A 15,619-nucleotide genomic window follows, 5' to 3' on the forward strand; every position below is an offset into this window, starting at 1 on the left:
AAATCGACTTCTCAAAACACAAAAAACGCAGCTAAAAAAAATCCTAGCTACGAGAAAAAATCGCATAAAGCGGCTTTTTCTCGTAGCTAGGAAAGTTTGTGGCTTCCAGTAGAAACCCCCAATCCATATTGTTGAGGTTATACGAGCAATCTTTATATAATTTTGTTAAAATTTTTATTATTTAGACTTTATTTTACATTGTTCTTGTTTTCAAATCTTTTATTTTCTTATTTATAGCTGTTTTAACTGATTATATTAGGTAGATATTTATATACTCACTTTTTCTCTTATTTTCTACCGGAACTAAATTTTGACAAACTGTAAAAAATTCTTAAAATTCTAAACAGGTGTTATTTTACAGAAACAAAAATATTTCAAAAGTATATACTCGTATAATTCCAACAATAGGGGTTGGAACTATCTAGTGGAAACCGTAAATTTCCTAGCTACGAGAAAAGGTATCCCTGTGTGCCTTTTCTCATGGCTAGGATTTTTGCTGTTTAAGGAGGTGAGAACCATGTAAGCGTTTTAAAAAATTGCAAGGAGGAGCGCTGGATAAGGGAAAACGAGAGCACGAGGTAAAATGAAAATAAAGGAGGATGAAAGCATGTCGGTAAATCCCGAAGCAAGTCCCCAATTGGAAGCGCTACCTAACGAACCGAAGAATACGAAAACGTCCTGGCTAGACAGACAATTTAAGCTATCTCAACGCAATACAACTGTGAAAACCGAACTGATTGCAGGGCTTACTACATTCATCGCTATGAGCTATATCATCTTTGTCGTTCCTGGAACGCTTTCGGAAACCGGTATGCCAAAAGAAGCAGCGATTGCCGCCGTTATTTTCTCAAGCATTATCGCTACACTGCTGTATGCAGTGCTAGCTAACATGCCTATTGCTGTCGCTCCCGGACTGGGACTAGTCGCATTCTTTACGTATACGGTTGTTCTCGGTATGGGGTTGACATGGCAAACGGCATTAGGAGCTGTATTTATATCAGGGGTTACTTTCTTTATCCTTGCTATAACAGGAATCCGGAAGAAAGTCATCGAGTCTGTACCGGAAGTCTTACAATCGGCAATCGGGGTTGGAATTGGCTTATTCATCACCTTTATCGGAATGAAAAACGCGGGTATTATTGTTGCGAGTGAAGGAACAACGGTCGCTCTTGGAAAAATTATAACGCCAGGTCCCATTCTAGCAATCGCCGGTCTCATCCTTGCCGCTGTTTTAACGGCACGAAACGTAAAAGGGGCTTTAATCCTTAGCATTCTCGCTACCACAGTGGTTGCTATGATTGTGGGTGCAGTACAAATGCCAAAAGGACTTGGAGATGTTATCTCTTTCTCTATACCTAGCCTGTCAGATACATTCCTACAGATGGACATTAAAGCAGCGATCGGCTATGGTATCATCTCCGTTATTTTCTCGTTCACCATCGTTGAGGTCTTCGACAACACAGCCGCATTGATCGGCTTGACGAGAAGAGCCGGATTAATGGATAAAAACGGAAAAATCGAAAATGTTAACCGAGCGTTTGTCGCTGATGGATTGGCTACGATGAGCAGTTCTTGCCTTGGAGCAACAGCCATGAACCCTTACCTTGAGAATACTACAGGAATTGCTGAAGGTGGAAAAACGGGACTTACCGCTCTGGTCGTTGCGGGCTTGTTCCTGATTGCACTTCTGTTCGCACCATTAGTCGCAATCGTTCCTCCCTTCGCTACCGCTCCTGCTCTCATTCTGGTAGGCGCCTTCATGTTTACGGAAATTACACGCATTAATTTTGATGACTTTACCGATGTTGTACCGGCTTTCTTGACCATCATCATGATGCCGCTTACATTCAGTATTGCTGAAGGCCTAGCATTTGGCTTCATTTCCTATAGCCTATTGAAAGTTCTGACAGGCAAGGCAAAAGAGGTCACCTGGACGGTGCATATTATCAGTATAGCATTTTTGATTAACTTTTTCTACCATGGCTAGGCCCTATGAACAATAATTAGACACAAACTACTAGAGAGGAGAAAGTTATATGTCATCAATTCTAATTAAAAACGCACAGATTATAACGATGGATGAAAACGAAAGCATTTTGAAAGGTGATATGTACATCGAAAACGATTGTATCAAAGAAATCGGACCGAACCTGCGCTATGACAATGTCGAAAAAGTAATCGACGCTACAAATCGGGTTGTTATCCCAGGCTTCATCCAAACCCATATTCACCTTTGCCAAACGCTGTTCCGTGGACAGGCCGATGATCTCGAACTGCTTGACTGGCTCAAGAAGCGGATTTGGCCCCTCGAAGCATCTCATGATGAAGAATCCATCTACTACTCTGCTATGTTAGGTACGGGAGAACTCATTCAGAGCGGGACGACCTGTGTTGTAGACATGGAGACGGTAAACCATACGGATTCCGCGTTACAGGCCATTGCACAGAGCGGCATCCGCGCTCTATCAGGTAAAGTCATGATGGATATGGGGGGGGAAGTACCGGACCTCTTACACGAAAAAACAGACGCTTCCATTCAGCAGAGTGTCGACTTGTTAGAGAAGTGGCATAACCATGATAACGGACGTATCCAGTATGCTTTCTGCCCTAGATTCGTTGTATCATGCACAGAAGAATTGCTTACGAACGTACGCGATTTGGCGATTCAATACGATACAATGATTCATACCCATGCTTCCGAGAACCGTTCAGAAATCGAATTGGTAGAAGCGGAACGCGGCATGCGAAACGTCGTATATTTGGATCACATCGGGTTGGCGACCGAGCGCCTTATTCTTGCTCATTGCGTTTGGCTAAATGAGGAAGAGAAACAAATCATCAAGAAAAGAAACGTGAAAGTCGCCCATTGTCCGGGCTCCAACCTGAAGCTGGCATCCGGCATTGCAGACGTACCCGACATGCTTGACAAAGAAATTCACTTGAGCTTAGGCGCAGATGGTGCACCTTGCAATAACAGTCTCGATATGTTTAATGAGATGCGTTTGGCAGCTGTTATCCAGAAGCCCGCACATGGACCGACGTGCATGAACGCGAAGGCCGTGTTCAGAATGGCTACGATTGGCGGAGCCAAAGCCATTGGTCTTGATTCCCAAATCGGCAGCCTTGAAGTTGGAAAAAAAGCAGACTTGGCTATCTTGAACCTTAATAAGTTCCATGCCTATCCTGCTGCAGAAGTGGACATTATTTCCCGTATCGTCTACTCGGCCTCCAAGGCAGATGTAGAAACAACGATTGTTAATGGTAAAGTATTGATGGAGAATCGCATTATGCGTACAATTGATGAAAATATCGTATTAAGTGAAGCTGACCGCTCCATTAAGCGCTTGCTGAAACGTCTGCCTTCTATCGTTACTGTCTAATGGATGCTCACTGTCCGTATCTTAGTGGAATGTTCCGTTAATAAGAAAAACTCGCGGGCGTTGCTGCTCGTTCTTTTTCCACAAAGAAGCTAAACAGCCGCTTTGTGGCCCTTATGCAGCTCTGCTGCGCAAGCAACGTTTGGCACACGCCTCGCGCGTTTTTCAAATGATACGCTCAGACAAAAAATTACACGCTATACGCGCATAACTCGAATTTTCCGTAATCGTCCACTTCGCTGACGATGTGAATACAGGCTTCTCCCATTACTTCCGGGCTGATTTCGTTAATCCATTGAAGCGCCTGTTGCTCGGCCTCCTTCTTGTCGGTCCCCCACACGTAGAAGAAATCTCTTCCAGGCATGCAATCTTTAAAAGCAGGATGATTCTTCAGGCGCATGACTGTACAGGGATCGACAACGAAAGCGAATTTTTTATCCTTTGAGCAGCGTTCATTTATAGCAATATTACGTAATTTCATGACAATTTCCTCCACCTCTTCCATTCTATACACCATATAAGAAGGGACGTTTTTCTGTTGGGTTAGTACACCCTGGTAGTGTACATCAATATGGTCTTTCAATTTGGAAGGATGGTCAATTTGTTTTTCGATAAGGAATTCTCCTACGATGCGGATAGAAGAAATCTCTTCCTGTGTGCCTTCCCAAAGGCGTTCATATATCAGTTTGGCATGCGCTAGAGCTTCCTGCTCGTTTTCAGCCCAAACATAAGCATATTCTTGACCATGCTGCTCAAGAAATGTATTGTCTTTTCTTTTTCCAGCTAGATTCCTGTCCAGGTCCCAGGCATACAGTGTTTGGTTATGGGGCGACTTTATGTTCATTGTACAACTCTCCTCTTGTTTGCCAATATTATTTATTTCTATTAATTTTAAAATATTAAATTATTCAGAACAAGTCATAGTTTTATGTATTATCAAGGGTGTTGATTATCCAGTACGATCCAGAGTGGATAGCCACCACACCGTGCCTCAAACGGGCGTCAGTTCGTCTCCCACACGGAAGCGTAGAGGGCCGCTTTTTGCCCTGGCCAGACGGAACCGCAAAGCGGCGGTGCTTCCTTCTTGCGAGAAAAAGACTAGGAAAGACGCCGACGCGTGCATCTTCTTTCTTCCACCTTATGGATAATCAACAGGTGTGATGTATTATGATATAAATAAAACATGGAGGCATAATGATGCCATATTACGCTGCAATTATGAAGACCGTTGATAAAGAACAAGATAAGATGGTTCGTACCGAACACATTGAATATTTAAATCATCTTATTGAGGAGGGAAAAATTTTTGCTAAAGGGCCTTTCACAGATGGGAGTGGAGGGTTGATTATTTTTCATGTAGCATCTTATGAAGAAGCAAAACATCTCACAGATCAGGACCCGGTAACAAAAGTAGGAAGCCGTATATTCGAGATAAAGGAATGGAAAAGCAGCCTAATCGCTAAATAATCGTGAAAGACAAAAGACGCCGATCTGGAGGCCGCTGATATTGTTTTCCGTTCTTCTCTTCCATCTTTCGTCAGAAAAGAACGAATGAGCCTCCGTATTGAACTTGAGGAACCACATCTGGGGAAAACAACCATGGATGCACGGTCCCTATCTTCGCTTGTCAACGTCTGCACAGGCGTTGACACCCACAAGTTCGTCGAGCATTTCCTTACCGTTGTCTCATAGCCATATCGAAAAAAGAAAAAGCTGCCGAACATACAACTCGGCAGCTTCCCCTTCTTATTGTTGGGCAATGCCCAATAAGTCTTCGATTTTCGGTTTGACGTTTTTGAATCCCTTATCCCCGGCAGCCCGGTAGACAAGCTTGCCTTCATTGTCGAACAGGAAGAATGCAGGCACAAACTGATTCTCGAATGCATCGGTCATGGCGTGCGTATTATCTACCGCCACTGGCTGCACGATGTTGTACTGCTCGATGTCTTTTTTAACTTTCCCGACATCAAGATCGCTCTCCTGCTTCGGCATATGAATGCCGACAACTTTCAGGCCATGATCTTTGTATGCGTGGACATAAGATACGACTTCATCCATTACTTCATGGCAGATATGGCAGGATACCGCCCAGAAGTGGATAAGCACTGGATGTCCCGCCAAATCCTCCGGCTTAAAGCCTTCGTCGTTGAACCATTCCGTTGCTCCGTCAAGCGAAGGCATCGGGGTTTTCAATCTCATTGGCATACGAATCGTCCTCCCGTTTTTACAGCATTTTCATTCCTGGTTTCCAATTAGCCGGACACAGGCCGCCTGCCTGCAATGCTTGCAGCACACGCAACGTTTCTTCCACGGAACGTCCTACGTTATCATCCGTTACGACTTCATACTTCAATTCGCCTTCCGGATCGATAATGAACAGACCGCGCTGTGCCACACCTTTCTCTTCTACTAGAATACCATAGTCACGCGCCACTTTGTGGGTCAAATCGGCTGCAAGTGGGAAATTAAGCTCTCCAAGTCCGTTCTCATCACGTGATGTATTAATCCATGCACGATGCGTATACACGGAGTCAGTGGACACACCAAGAATCTCGGTATCAAGCTCAGCGAATTGTTCATGCGCATCGCTTATCGCTGTAATCTCGGTTGGGCATACGAATGTGAAGTCCATCGGATAGAAAAACAGAATCAACCATTTTCCACGATAGTCTTCAAGCGATGCTTTGCTGAATTCCTTTCCGTTTCCAAGTACTGTGTCCATCGTAAAATCCGGTGCTTTCTTACCTACTAAACGTTCTGCCATACTGTAAATCCCTCCAGAAATAGTATTAGCTTTGCAGCCATGTTCTTATGCTAACAAATGACGTTAACATAAGCTTAAATCACAATTTTCCACATACTAACGTACCGGTTTCGGGTGTCGTCGCTGCACCATTCTTTCTCTGCGCTTTTCTCGCTTCAGCTCAATCAGCTTTCTTGCCTCAATGCGATGAATTTTCATATTGGACAACCCCTTTCCGGTTATTGTTTCTTATTAGTTATTATCCCTTACATAAAATGATTATAATTTAGAAATGAAAACAAGTCAATATCTTTTCTTATTATGTAACAGTTATCGCAAATAATTTCTTTAAATACAGCTCTATCCGTTTGAATTTATACAGTAGGGGTAAAATACAGTTGAATTTTCTGCTTCTATAGCATCACATACTACTACATTAGCAAATTAAACCTTTGTGAGTTGATTTGCTCAATGGACATACTTTTTCCTTCCAGTTAAACGGTAAAGAAATAGAAAAAGGGCAGACGATTCTTGGCGCCGCTGAGCGGCACGACTGTTTCATTCCTAATATTTGCTATCATTCACAGTTAGGTTAGATGCGCCCTGCGATCCGGCGCCAGTAGTAACAAGAAAGCTTCTTGAACTACTGGCTAATATTTCATTGATTATTACTTATATTTATTGGAATCCCTACTTCACCAAGAGCATGATTGTTTGCATCCTTTGCAATTCTGTTACGGCAAATTTATAACTTCCTTCCATTAAGTGTAAAACTCTGTTCGGAACTTGATCTATATGCGAATGTTCAAACTTGCGTTTATGTCCCGATAATGATGTGCCTTACAACTCGGACACCACCATTCACGCAGGTTAAGATTTTTCAGTACGACCGTACCATTTCGCTTTGTATTCAAGCATGGTTCTGAATTGATACCAAGGCACTTTGCTAATGGCTTTTGCTCGTCTGTGATTCTTCAGCATGTTCGATACCTGCAAATCTTCAATCGCAATGATGTCGTGATTTTTGACAATATGCGTTGAAATTTTTTGCAAGTAGTCTGATCGTTGCATTTAAAATACGCCCTTTCACTTCTCTTGATTTCGCCAAGCAAACAGTTCGTTTACGTTTTCCAAAGCAGTTGTTAGAACGAGTAGATGCTTACAAAGAGCAAAAAGGTTTGGGTACTCGTACACAAACGCTTTTTCATTTACTTCAAGTGATACTTGAAGAGTCGGCTCATTGACTTGTCGAAAGACATGCCTTATTCGAAGTCGATTCATCCCATGATTAAAATCACGAGTGTTCTCAGCTAATTCATAAAGTTAGATATATGATGGTATAGTGATTAAAAAATATTAAAGAGGTGAGTTTTATGGTAAGAAGAAGAAAAATAGCCTTCTAAAATTAAAAACACATATATTTTAGGAGGCTATTTTAACGCATAGGAGATGTATACCTGATGAAACAAAACAAATATGATGTTCCAAATTTCTTTTCTGCATATAAGCAAATGCCCCAGTAATGAAAGACGAGGATCGAAGACCTATGTTCTTGATTATTTCAACAGAAAAAGAAAGTTCTTCAAACTGACAGGGATATATTAAATCTTTTATGTGAGCGTTTTTAGTTTACCCTTTCTTGCCCCTGATTAAATGATTCAAACCAACCCGCTAACAATGCTGTGTCGAATTGTTGGCGGATTGGTTACAGCTTCGAAATTGATTAACTATATAATGCTGGAGATTATTTATTCTCTAAATTATCCAGAGCGGTACTTGAAACATCAAATTCACCTCATGCTCTAACATACAGAAATGCGAAACTTGTACACTTGTACCGTTTTCTTTCCCTTTCCTCTATCATACTATATGGTATCCCACTATCGTATAGGAGTGCATATAGCATGGATATTAACGCGATTATTAAAATTGTGAAAGACATTCCGAGAGACAAATGGACAGATGAGAGGACCGTAAAAGCCGCCATCAGAAAAGCGGGAAGAACGTCCGGAAAGAATTTCACTGAAGCAGAACTAAACAAATACGCCCAGCAGTTCAAACAACTCGCAAAAAGTCGTTCTCCACTGTCATTGATTCCCCTGCTGCTGAAAAATGGTATTAGCATGGATCAAATCAATGAAATCCAGAAAAAAATGCGTTCTAAATAATCGTCGTATATTCCCCCTTCTTTTACGACGGCTTTTTATGTTTGATGCAATACGAGATAGTTAAGAACGGGATACCGAATATCCACATCCGGTGGTCCGCATATAAGCTTTCTTCCTCACCGGACCGAACATGAAATGTCTCGTTCAAAGGGAGACGGAGGAAAAAATAGGGGAAAACATAGTAAATGCCTTCGTCCCCTTTTATTCTGTTACCGGGTACACTGGTAAGTATGAGTCCATCTGTCTCATCATGCATGAGGCGCAACACACCGGTCATATTTCCGCAGGGCAGCGGCAAGGCGATGTTCATGTACGTTTCTGCTTCATACGTATGATGCGAATAGGCAGCTACAAAAATCGTTTTCCCGGTAACGCAGTCCTTTCGTATCCAGGCCCGTACATTCTGCCGCCCATCACGTTCGCTATTCACCGGAACGATTGTACCTTCCATCACTTGCTCTTCTTCATCATTCAACGGAAGATTCAACTGCTCGATTTTTTCCGCCACCGGTTTATATAGCCTGGACAAAAAAGCGAAACCACGTAGCCACCTGACTCTGGCCGTTAACTCATAGGTAAGCGTCCGTTCGTAAAAATCCCGGATACAGACATGTAAGCGGGACGGTTGGAACTGCCGGTTTTCATACATAGAGAAGTCGTCAACTAGACCACGGACAGGCTTGCGAGATGTATCTAGCCACCCGGCTTGTTCCAGAAACTCTGCACCAATTTTCCACTGTCCATATAGTCGGCTATACGGTATACCAGAAGCAGAGGTTCGCGCTTCAGGTCGAATACTGGTCCAGGCCAGCAAGCCTAGGAAAACAAAGCCGAACGTGTTCCCTGTCCCGTGAATAAGCACCATTGTCGGGATAGAAACCCATTGGATTCCAAATCCTCTTCCAATGCCGTAGCTAACCGCAAATCCCATGGTTAGCAAAAGAGAAAGCGAAGAAAGCGCCAAGCTCGCTTTTGTAAATCCCCCCTTCTTTTCAACACATATCATTCGGAAAGTGTAGTAGACATACACGAGTAGGCAGCAGGCAAAAAATATAACTGCGAGCCACTCAACAGTACGCGAATATGTAATACCGACTGCGATTAGCAAAGGACTGATAACATTTCCTGCAGCCATCCAACGGTACAACTTCGTCTTCTCCATCGTGCGACCTAACAGTCCAGTGAAAATCGGAACAGCCAGCGAAGAATAATGAAAATGAATGGCTGTTAAAAGAATAATAAGGCTACCAAAATTCATGACATCAAAACCGAAGCGGTGGGCCGCAAACCAGAAGCCCCCCAGCGTCATATACATCAACCCGGCATCAATACAAAACTCCTCAAGAAAGTAGAATCCTCTCTTCAGAAAACGAAGCAGTCCATATAAACCGATGAGACACGTAAACAACACCCAGCTGAGTGAAAGCAAACCAGCCAACTTTCCCGCAGGATATGCGAACGATAATGTACCGATGACTGCCATTGGCAGATGCAGACGCACTATCATCCGATATAAGCGGGAGGTTTCTCCGTCCCGTCCCGGATGCTCCACTACAAACAAGGCGAGCGGGACCGTAATGAAAAAGGCGAAAAGCAGTAACCTTTCAATATAACCGAGAGGAAATAGCACAAGGCTCCCTATCCATAACACGAATCCAACCAGCAACCGGGCCTTCGTTTCTCTTCTCATATGTGTCTCTCCCTTTACTCCCTTTTTCGCTCTTTTACAGGTACAACGCGATCGGGAATCTCCTCTGGTAACACATGTACATATTCGGTACGGAATGTCCCTTGATATTCAAACAACGTTCCTACTATCGGATTTCGGACCTGAACGTGGATAAAGAATTCATTCGTCTCATCAAGAAACCGTTCCGTAACTATCGCTTCCGCACGTAAAAATACGGGCAACGGAATCGTCAAATCTCCTGGCAACAACCGTTGCTCTTTTGAGGTGATACGCAGTCCTCCGTCATCAAGTACCGTAAACTCCAAATCGGAGACGAAATCCTGATGGGAGCCGAAGTAATCGATAATTCTCTCCTTCTGTTCGCTATATACCATAACAGCATCAAAATGTCGCTTCTTTTTTCCAAAGTCAAACGTACGCGCCCATATGATACATTCCCTACCATATGAGTCTCTGTACGCATAGTTCTCCAGCACAAAAGAAATGTTACGGCCTCGTTCAGGAAACACCATCCGTCTTCCTGTCCCTAACCGGAACAACGGACGGAGAAAGGGAAGCCCCCCTGTTATCTCATCCATTATGCCGTGAGAAATCGCCGCCCTGCCTCCTGTGCTGGTCAGTCCGAATTTCTCCTGTAGCTTCGGATGCAAACGTTTGAAATTTTCGCCCAGCGCCTTTTGGTAAATCGACTTCATCCGATTCGACTCCTTACCTTGTTCTGATACAACGCTTTGTGTCAGGCAAACTACCCTGATTCAATATGGCAACAAGAGAAAAAGAAATCATAAGTACGCTTAAAGTTACAGGGTTAAACGGAGCCGTAAACAAGGAAGAATTACCAAGAAACGCACCTACATCAAGAAAGAGCAGGAGAACAATATTCAATATAAACAATCCTTTACTCCTCCATAACCAGAAAAAACATAAGCCGAACAGTATTTCAAGCATCCCCGCTCCAGTCAAGACGATAGAAGCCCCATTCTCTGGCACAAGCCCTGTTCCCTTCAACAGAGCCAACTCCTCCGGGTTCTTATATAGTAGCTTTGGTACGGCGCCCTGGTATATCCATGTGAAAGCAAGCGTCCATACAATAATACATTGTATAACGCTCCGCAGCAGGGAAAGTTTCGGGTCCATTCCCTGCTCCAGCCATAACCGTAGACGCTCAAAGCTCCAGGCAGTAGCCCAACCCATCAATGGACGAAAAATCAGCGCGTCAAACCATGTGCCAGCCATACCGAACCTTGTCTGATAATCGTATTGTGTAAGGAAACGGCCCCCCCCTTCTTCGGGTATGTATTTCCAATATCCGCTTCCTTTTTTTATGAGAGAAACTGGCTGATCGGTCCAGAATTTCAAAGCCGACGTTCTCTCGCCGGTTTCTTTCACATGGGAACCTACACTTTCTCCTTCTCCGGCAATAGAAAGTCCAAACCCGATCTGCGTTTCGTATAAAAAACGTTGCGGCGATGCTTCATCAGGCCGTGGCATGTATGCAATGCGCGAAAAACGCAAGTCCCATCGCTCATGCTTCTTCGGATCCTGCGTGTATTCCCATAAGGCGTCCGTGTCAGATCGGATAAACGCTTCTACATATATCGGCTTTCTTTTCATGATGTACCCTCTTCTCGCTCTAATTGTTCAAAATACAACCCAGTTTCGCCTCACTTTTTTCCTTATATTAACATGAAAAAAGAGGTTTAACAGTAGCTAACAAGAATTCGGTATGGTTTAACGGCGAGCACAAAACAACCCTCGCTTATGTCCGATAAGCGAGGGTACATTAATCTTTTAAAAGTACTAAGCGAATGTAAGCAAATATTTTTCAGCTAGTTCTGCTGTTTTTTCAGTGAATTCTGTTCCAAATTCTTTGGCCGTATCACTATCATGGCGAGTCCCTAACCAAGCCAACAGCAATAGGCGTCGCAGCATAATAAACGTAGGGATCTCGGATTCTTCTTCCTTTGAAAGGGAACGCACCTTCCGATATCCTTGCAACCACGACGCTACTAAATCAGGTACGTATTCTTTATGCTCAATAAAGCTTACCGCCGCTCCTAAATCATAAAGAAACCAGCCAAATCCGCAATCATCAAAATCGATAACTTTTATTTTCTTTTCCTCAATCAGCAAATTTGCTAGCCGCAAATCTGCATGAATAAGTCCAAATCGTTCTGGCGACTTGCCAAACCGGCCGAGTCTTAAAGAGATCGTATCAGATGCTCTCTGAAATAATTGGGCAAGTCCCGATGTTACATCATACCTATCCTGCCAGCGTCCCCATCTAGGTCGATTGCCAAGCATTGTATCATAATCCCATGTCGCCCTGCATATACTTCTCGAATACTCCCAATTGTTTACTTGTTCATGCAAGAGAGCTGTCACTTCCCCCAGCCTCTCAAATTGAAAAATCAAATTCTTTTCATCCTTATCATCCGGCGCGCTCCCCTGTAAAAAGCTGAACATTACGCAATGAAGCGGGTAAGAGTATCTATCATTTTTCAGTGTCTGCACAAACTTTTTATTTTTTCCGGCTATCGGCTTCGGAACAATAATCGGGGAATTAATCATGATAGATTCTAACCACATGAGCTCTGCTTCTAATTCTTCCTTTGTATGATAACCAGGACGATTTATACGTAAAACTGTCCGTGTCTTTCTCTCCGGATCGACTACTGCAAACGTAGTATTCTCTGAATAATTTAACAGCCGAATATATGAAGAAGGGGAAAGATCATATAATTGTAACGCTCTTTTGGCTAACATATCGGCGAAGACTATATGTTCTTCCTGTGTAAGTTTCTTCGCATTTTGCATAATAAGCCCCCTTATTTAAAAGTAGTAGACAACCATATCAAGCCCCCATATTCCTGTTTATACAGACGATTTATATAAAACTTTTAATGGCTTTTATAGAGCTTCTCGCTTGCTGTATACCGCTCTCCATTCTTGTCAGTAATTCATCGCAAAAGCTCTTATCGCACAGAAGGCCCGGCTTAAACTGAAGAACTCTAGGATCGAGCATCGAATAAATAGCCCATACTCCATTTTCATAAAGTGAGCTCATAACATACCTGGCGCCTTCAGGATGATTGAATACTAGCCCCATCACCAATCCGAGTTGGCGAATGCCCACAAAGAAATCAGGATATTGATGCTGAATCGTTTCCAATCCTTCCCGAAGGTAATTTGCGACAAAATGAGCATTATCGTTTATCTCCGGTCTCTGGCAAATTTCTAATACCTTTAACGCTACAAGGCAACCCAACTCCGATCCGCCAAATGTAGAGATATGAGCAAACCCATCCTCGGATAGCCACTGACCTGCCTTCTCACTTACCACTGTTGCCGCTATCGGATATATTCCGCCGCTCAGTCCTTTAGCGGTGACAAGAATATCAGGATTGATGCCATAATTTTCTATCGCCCACATTTTACCGGTTCTCAACAAGCCGGTTTGCACCTCATCTGCAATATAAAGAGTACCGTACTGTTCGCACAGGCTCTTAACTTGCTTCAAATATCCTTCCTCTGGCATCGGGAATCCGTATGTTGCTGGAATCGTTTCGATAATAACGCAGGCCGCATCCCCTTTTACAAGCGCTTGCTCCATCGCATGGATATCATTGAATGGAACATGCACGAACTCTTCAGGATGTCCTTCGCTTAAGAACGGCTTTGAATATCGCTCATTTCCTAAAGCGACCGCAAGTCCGGTATGGCCATGATATCCGTACCGAATGGAGATAATTTTCTTCCGTTGCGTTGCATGACGCGCACACTTTAGCGCAATATCGATTGCTTCTCCTCCTCCGCTCGCATAGATGGTATAGCGTAACCCGTCCGGTGTCACTTTAGAAAATTCCTCTGCAAGCTTCGCCCGGACAATCGAAGGAAAATGGTGATTGCCAATATCAAAATGTGCAAGTCCTTCTTCAAGCGTATGGATAATCTCTGGATTTCTATGTCCCAAATTGTACGTACCGCCGTTGAGATGCAGATCCATCAGCTTTTTGCCATCTATGTCGTACAAATAGTACCCTTCTCTTTTATCAATAACCAAATCGACGCCTTTCTCTCTCCAATCCTTTGTTTTTGCTGGATTCCACCATGTAACGGATCTTTCGTATACGGTATTCTTATTACGGTCATTTTCAAGTAACATACGAGCACTTCCTCCTCATTCTTTTTTCAAATGATATCCTTCATATGAACAGACATTTTCTCGGTTGGGGGCAATGACTAACCCGAAATCGATTCTTCGTCTGTGCGTTCATGTTGCCCAATTTCCCGTATAGGATTTGCGAATTGTTCCTCAGGCGCATCTGTATTGATACGGTGTCTTGCCCAAGCGTAGTAGTAAACAACAGCCACAACAAAAATAACCAGGCTAATCGCGAAAAATGTAATGTTGGTAAAAAAACTCGAAAATAGCGCGATAACCGCCAAAATAATTGAAACCACCGGTGTAAACGGGTACAAAGGGGTCTTATATGAACGTTCGAGGTTTGGTTCCCTTCTACGAAGCACAATGACCGATACATTCATAGCGATATATGATATTAAAGCGCCGAATGTAGAAATCAAAATCAGATTGTCCGCATCAAACAACGCAACCAGCATTAATCCGATAATTCCTGGAACAATAAGCGCCCAATATGGAGTACGCCGGGTCTCATGCAAATTGGACAGAAACTTTGGCAGATACCCTGCCCGAGACAAAGCGAATATTTGTCTGGAGTAGGCAAGTATCACTCCCGAAAAGCTTGAAATTAAACCGAAAAGCCCGATAGTAGCTAGCACCTGTGCCAGCCAGTAGCTTTTTCCAAAAGCCGTAGAAACGGCATCCGGAAGCGGATCGGAGGCTTTGCTCATCGTTTCCATACCGCCTAAACCAACCGCCACAGTTACGGTTAAAACAGATAAAATAAGCAAGGTGATCATTCCGGACATCAATCCTTTAGGCATATCTTTCTTAGCATCCCGACATTCCTCCGACAGCATCGGCAGCATTTCAATTGCAAGAAAAAGCCACATTGCGTACGGTAAGGCTGACCAGATACCAGATGCCCCATTAGGAATAAGGCGGCCATAATTTTCTCCAAATAAATTGGTAGCCTTAATTTCCGGTAAACCTACAAAATAAAGTAGAACTAGCAGGCTAAGGGCAATAAATACGATAATCATCTCAATCGTGGCGTACTCTTTAATTCCCATGATGTGAACGCCGATAAAAAATGCGTAGAGAACCACCGCAGCCAGTACAGGACTAATAGAAGGAAAAAGAAAGCTGACATAAGCTCCGATTCCAATGGCAATGACAGGTGCAGCAATAAAATATTCTAGTACGACACCAACACCTGTCAGAAATCCTGCGAGTGGCCCTAACGCACGCCGAGCGAATGCATACGGCCCGCCTGCATGAGGCATCATGGTTGATAATTCAGCAATTCCTAAACTCATGGTCATATACATGAGGGCCATTAGCCCGGTAGCAATTAACATCCCAACATAGCCTGAATGATTAATTCCAAAATTCCATCCGAAATAATTTCCTGAGATGACGATTCCTACACCAATGGCCCAGAGATGCAAAGGAGTCAGTGCCTTTTTGAGTTCTTTTCCTTCACTCATGAGATGC

At 43.3% G+C, this 15,619-nt stretch carries 14 protein-coding genes, 1 pseudogene and 2 riboswitches; of the genes and pseudogenes, 5 read left to right on the top strand and 10 right to left on the bottom strand.

Translation table 11 applies throughout. The annotated features are described in order from the left end of the window. Positions 1-63: 63 nt before the first annotated feature. Positions 64-165: riboswitch (purine riboswitch) on the bottom strand. Between the two features lie 203 nt (positions 166-368). After that, positions 369-469, top strand: a riboswitch (purine riboswitch). A 138-nt stretch (positions 470-607) separates the two neighbouring features. Further along, the gene (locus AF333_RS19740; protein ID WP_043064750.1) at positions 608-1,987 is read left to right on the top strand and encodes an NCS2 family permease; all 1,380 of its coding nucleotides are present in this window, start codon (positions 608-610) and stop codon (positions 1,985-1,987) included. A gap of 49 nt (positions 1,988-2,036) precedes the next feature. Further along, positions 2,037-3,380, top strand: coding sequence for a 5'-deoxyadenosine deaminase (locus tag AF333_RS19745; RefSeq protein WP_043064749.1), 1,344 nt, complete (start codon positions 2,037-2,039; stop codon positions 3,378-3,380). A gap of 187 nt (positions 3,381-3,567) precedes the next feature. Here AF333_RS19745 and AF333_RS19750 read toward each other — a convergent pair whose 3' ends face one another. Continuing rightward, positions 3,568-4,221, bottom strand: coding sequence for a hypothetical protein (locus AF333_RS19750; RefSeq protein WP_043064748.1), 654 nt, complete (start codon positions 4,219-4,221; stop codon positions 3,568-3,570). Positions 4,222-4,322: 101 nt separating this feature from the next. Between AF333_RS19750 and AF333_RS35825 the strand changes: the two genes are divergently transcribed. After that, positions 4,323-4,538 (top strand): hypothetical protein, encoded by a 216-nt coding sequence (locus AF333_RS35825; RefSeq protein WP_235496684.1) that lies wholly within the window; start codon positions 4,323-4,325, stop codon positions 4,536-4,538. 36 nt (positions 4,539-4,574) lie between these two features. After that, positions 4,575-4,844, top strand: coding sequence for a YciI family protein (locus AF333_RS19755; protein WP_043064747.1), 270 nt, complete (start codon positions 4,575-4,577; stop codon positions 4,842-4,844). Positions 4,845-5,123: 279 nt separating this feature from the next. Here AF333_RS19755 and AF333_RS19760 read toward each other — a convergent pair whose 3' ends face one another. The 3 genes and pseudogenes from AF333_RS19760 to AF333_RS19770 all read right to left on the bottom strand — a co-directional run. Then, on the bottom strand, positions 5,124-5,582 hold the full coding sequence (locus tag AF333_RS19760) for a redoxin domain-containing protein (protein WP_052520654.1): 459 nt from the start codon (positions 5,580-5,582) through the stop codon (positions 5,124-5,126). A gap of 19 nt (positions 5,583-5,601) precedes the next feature. After that, positions 5,602-6,141, bottom strand: coding sequence for a peroxiredoxin (locus AF333_RS19765; protein ID WP_043064746.1), 540 nt, complete (start codon positions 6,139-6,141; stop codon positions 5,602-5,604). A 770-nt stretch (positions 6,142-6,911) separates the two neighbouring features. Continuing rightward, positions 6,912-7,185: pseudogene (locus AF333_RS19770) on the bottom strand (zinc ribbon domain-containing protein); the annotation flags it as partial. 839 nt (positions 7,186-8,024) lie between these two features. On the opposite strand from AF333_RS19770, the gene AF333_RS19775 reads away from it, so the two are divergent. Beyond that, entirely contained in the window at positions 8,025-8,288 is a 264-nt protein-coding gene (locus AF333_RS19775; protein ID WP_043064744.1) for a hypothetical protein, read from the top strand. 22 nt (positions 8,289-8,310) lie between these two features. On the opposite strand, the gene AF333_RS19780 is transcribed toward AF333_RS19775, so the two are convergent. The 6 genes from AF333_RS19780 to eat form a co-directional block, all read right to left on the bottom strand. Continuing rightward, positions 8,311-9,978, bottom strand: a complete 1,668-nt coding sequence (locus AF333_RS19780) for a YndJ family protein (RefSeq protein ID WP_052811859.1) — start codon at positions 9,976-9,978, stop codon at positions 8,311-8,313. Positions 9,979-9,992: 14 nt separating this feature from the next. Then, positions 9,993-10,673, bottom strand: coding sequence for a DUF4166 domain-containing protein (locus AF333_RS19785; RefSeq protein ID WP_043064743.1), 681 nt, complete (start codon positions 10,671-10,673; stop codon positions 9,993-9,995). A 13-nt stretch (positions 10,674-10,686) separates the two neighbouring features. Further along, on the bottom strand, positions 10,687-11,592 hold the full coding sequence (locus AF333_RS19790) for a DoxX-like family protein (protein ID WP_043064742.1): 906 nt from the start codon (positions 11,590-11,592) through the stop codon (positions 10,687-10,689). A 186-nt stretch (positions 11,593-11,778) separates the two neighbouring features. Beyond that, on the bottom strand, positions 11,779-12,795 hold the full coding sequence (locus AF333_RS19795) for a phosphotransferase enzyme family protein (RefSeq protein ID WP_043064741.1): 1,017 nt from the start codon (positions 12,793-12,795) through the stop codon (positions 11,779-11,781). A 70-nt stretch (positions 12,796-12,865) separates the two neighbouring features. Then, the gene (locus tag AF333_RS19800; RefSeq protein WP_043064740.1) at positions 12,866-14,143 is read right to left on the bottom strand and encodes a class-III pyridoxal-phosphate-dependent aminotransferase; all 1,278 of its coding nucleotides are present in this window, start codon (positions 14,141-14,143) and stop codon (positions 12,866-12,868) included. 77 nt (positions 14,144-14,220) lie between these two features. Then, positions 14,221-15,612: an ethanolamine permease gene (eat, locus tag AF333_RS19805; protein WP_043064739.1), complete on the bottom strand. Its 1,392-nt coding sequence runs from the start codon at positions 15,610-15,612 to the stop codon at positions 14,221-14,223. Positions 15,613-15,619 lie beyond the last annotated feature (7 nt).

The sequence above is a fragment of the Aneurinibacillus migulanus genome (assembly GCF_001274715.1).
Taxonomy (GTDB): domain Bacteria; phylum Bacillota; class Bacilli; order Aneurinibacillales; family Aneurinibacillaceae; genus Aneurinibacillus; species Aneurinibacillus migulanus.

Excerpts from the sequence above, each read along its gene's own strand:
- AF333_RS19740 (WP_043064750.1), top strand. The coding sequence starts at position 608 with ATGTCGGTAAATCCCGAAGCAAGTCCCCAATTGGAAGCGCTACCTAAC.
- AF333_RS19745 (WP_043064749.1), top strand. The coding sequence starts at position 2,037 with ATGTCATCAATTCTAATTAAAAACGCACAGATTATAACGATGGATGAA.
- AF333_RS19750 (WP_043064748.1), bottom strand. The coding sequence starts at position 4,221 with ATGAACATAAAGTCGCCCCATAACCAAACACTGTATGCCTGGGACCTG.
- AF333_RS19755 (WP_043064747.1), top strand. The coding sequence starts at position 4,575 with ATGCCATATTACGCTGCAATTATGAAGACCGTTGATAAAGAACAAGAT.
- AF333_RS19760 (WP_052520654.1), bottom strand. The coding sequence starts at position 5,582 with ATGCCAATGAGATTGAAAACCCCGATGCCTTCGCTTGACGGAGCAACG.
- AF333_RS19765 (WP_043064746.1), bottom strand. The coding sequence starts at position 6,141 with ATGGCAGAACGTTTAGTAGGTAAGAAAGCACCGGATTTTACGATGGAC.
- AF333_RS19775 (WP_043064744.1), top strand. The coding sequence starts at position 8,025 with ATGGATATTAACGCGATTATTAAAATTGTGAAAGACATTCCGAGAGAC.
- AF333_RS19780 (WP_052811859.1), bottom strand. The coding sequence starts at position 9,978 with ATGAGAAGAGAAACGAAGGCCCGGTTGCTGGTTGGATTCGTGTTATGG.
- AF333_RS19785 (WP_043064743.1), bottom strand. The coding sequence starts at position 10,673 with ATGAAGTCGATTTACCAAAAGGCGCTGGGCGAAAATTTCAAACGTTTG.
- AF333_RS19790 (WP_043064742.1), bottom strand. The coding sequence starts at position 11,592 with ATGAAAAGAAAGCCGATATATGTAGAAGCGTTTATCCGATCTGACACG.
- AF333_RS19795 (WP_043064741.1), bottom strand. The coding sequence starts at position 12,795 with ATGCAAAATGCGAAGAAACTTACACAGGAAGAACATATAGTCTTCGCC.
- AF333_RS19800 (WP_043064740.1), bottom strand. The coding sequence starts at position 14,143 with ATGTTACTTGAAAATGACCGTAATAAGAATACCGTATACGAAAGATCC.
- eat (WP_043064739.1), bottom strand. The coding sequence starts at position 15,612 with ATGAGTGAAGGAAAAGAACTCAAAAAGGCACTGACTCCTTTGCATCTC.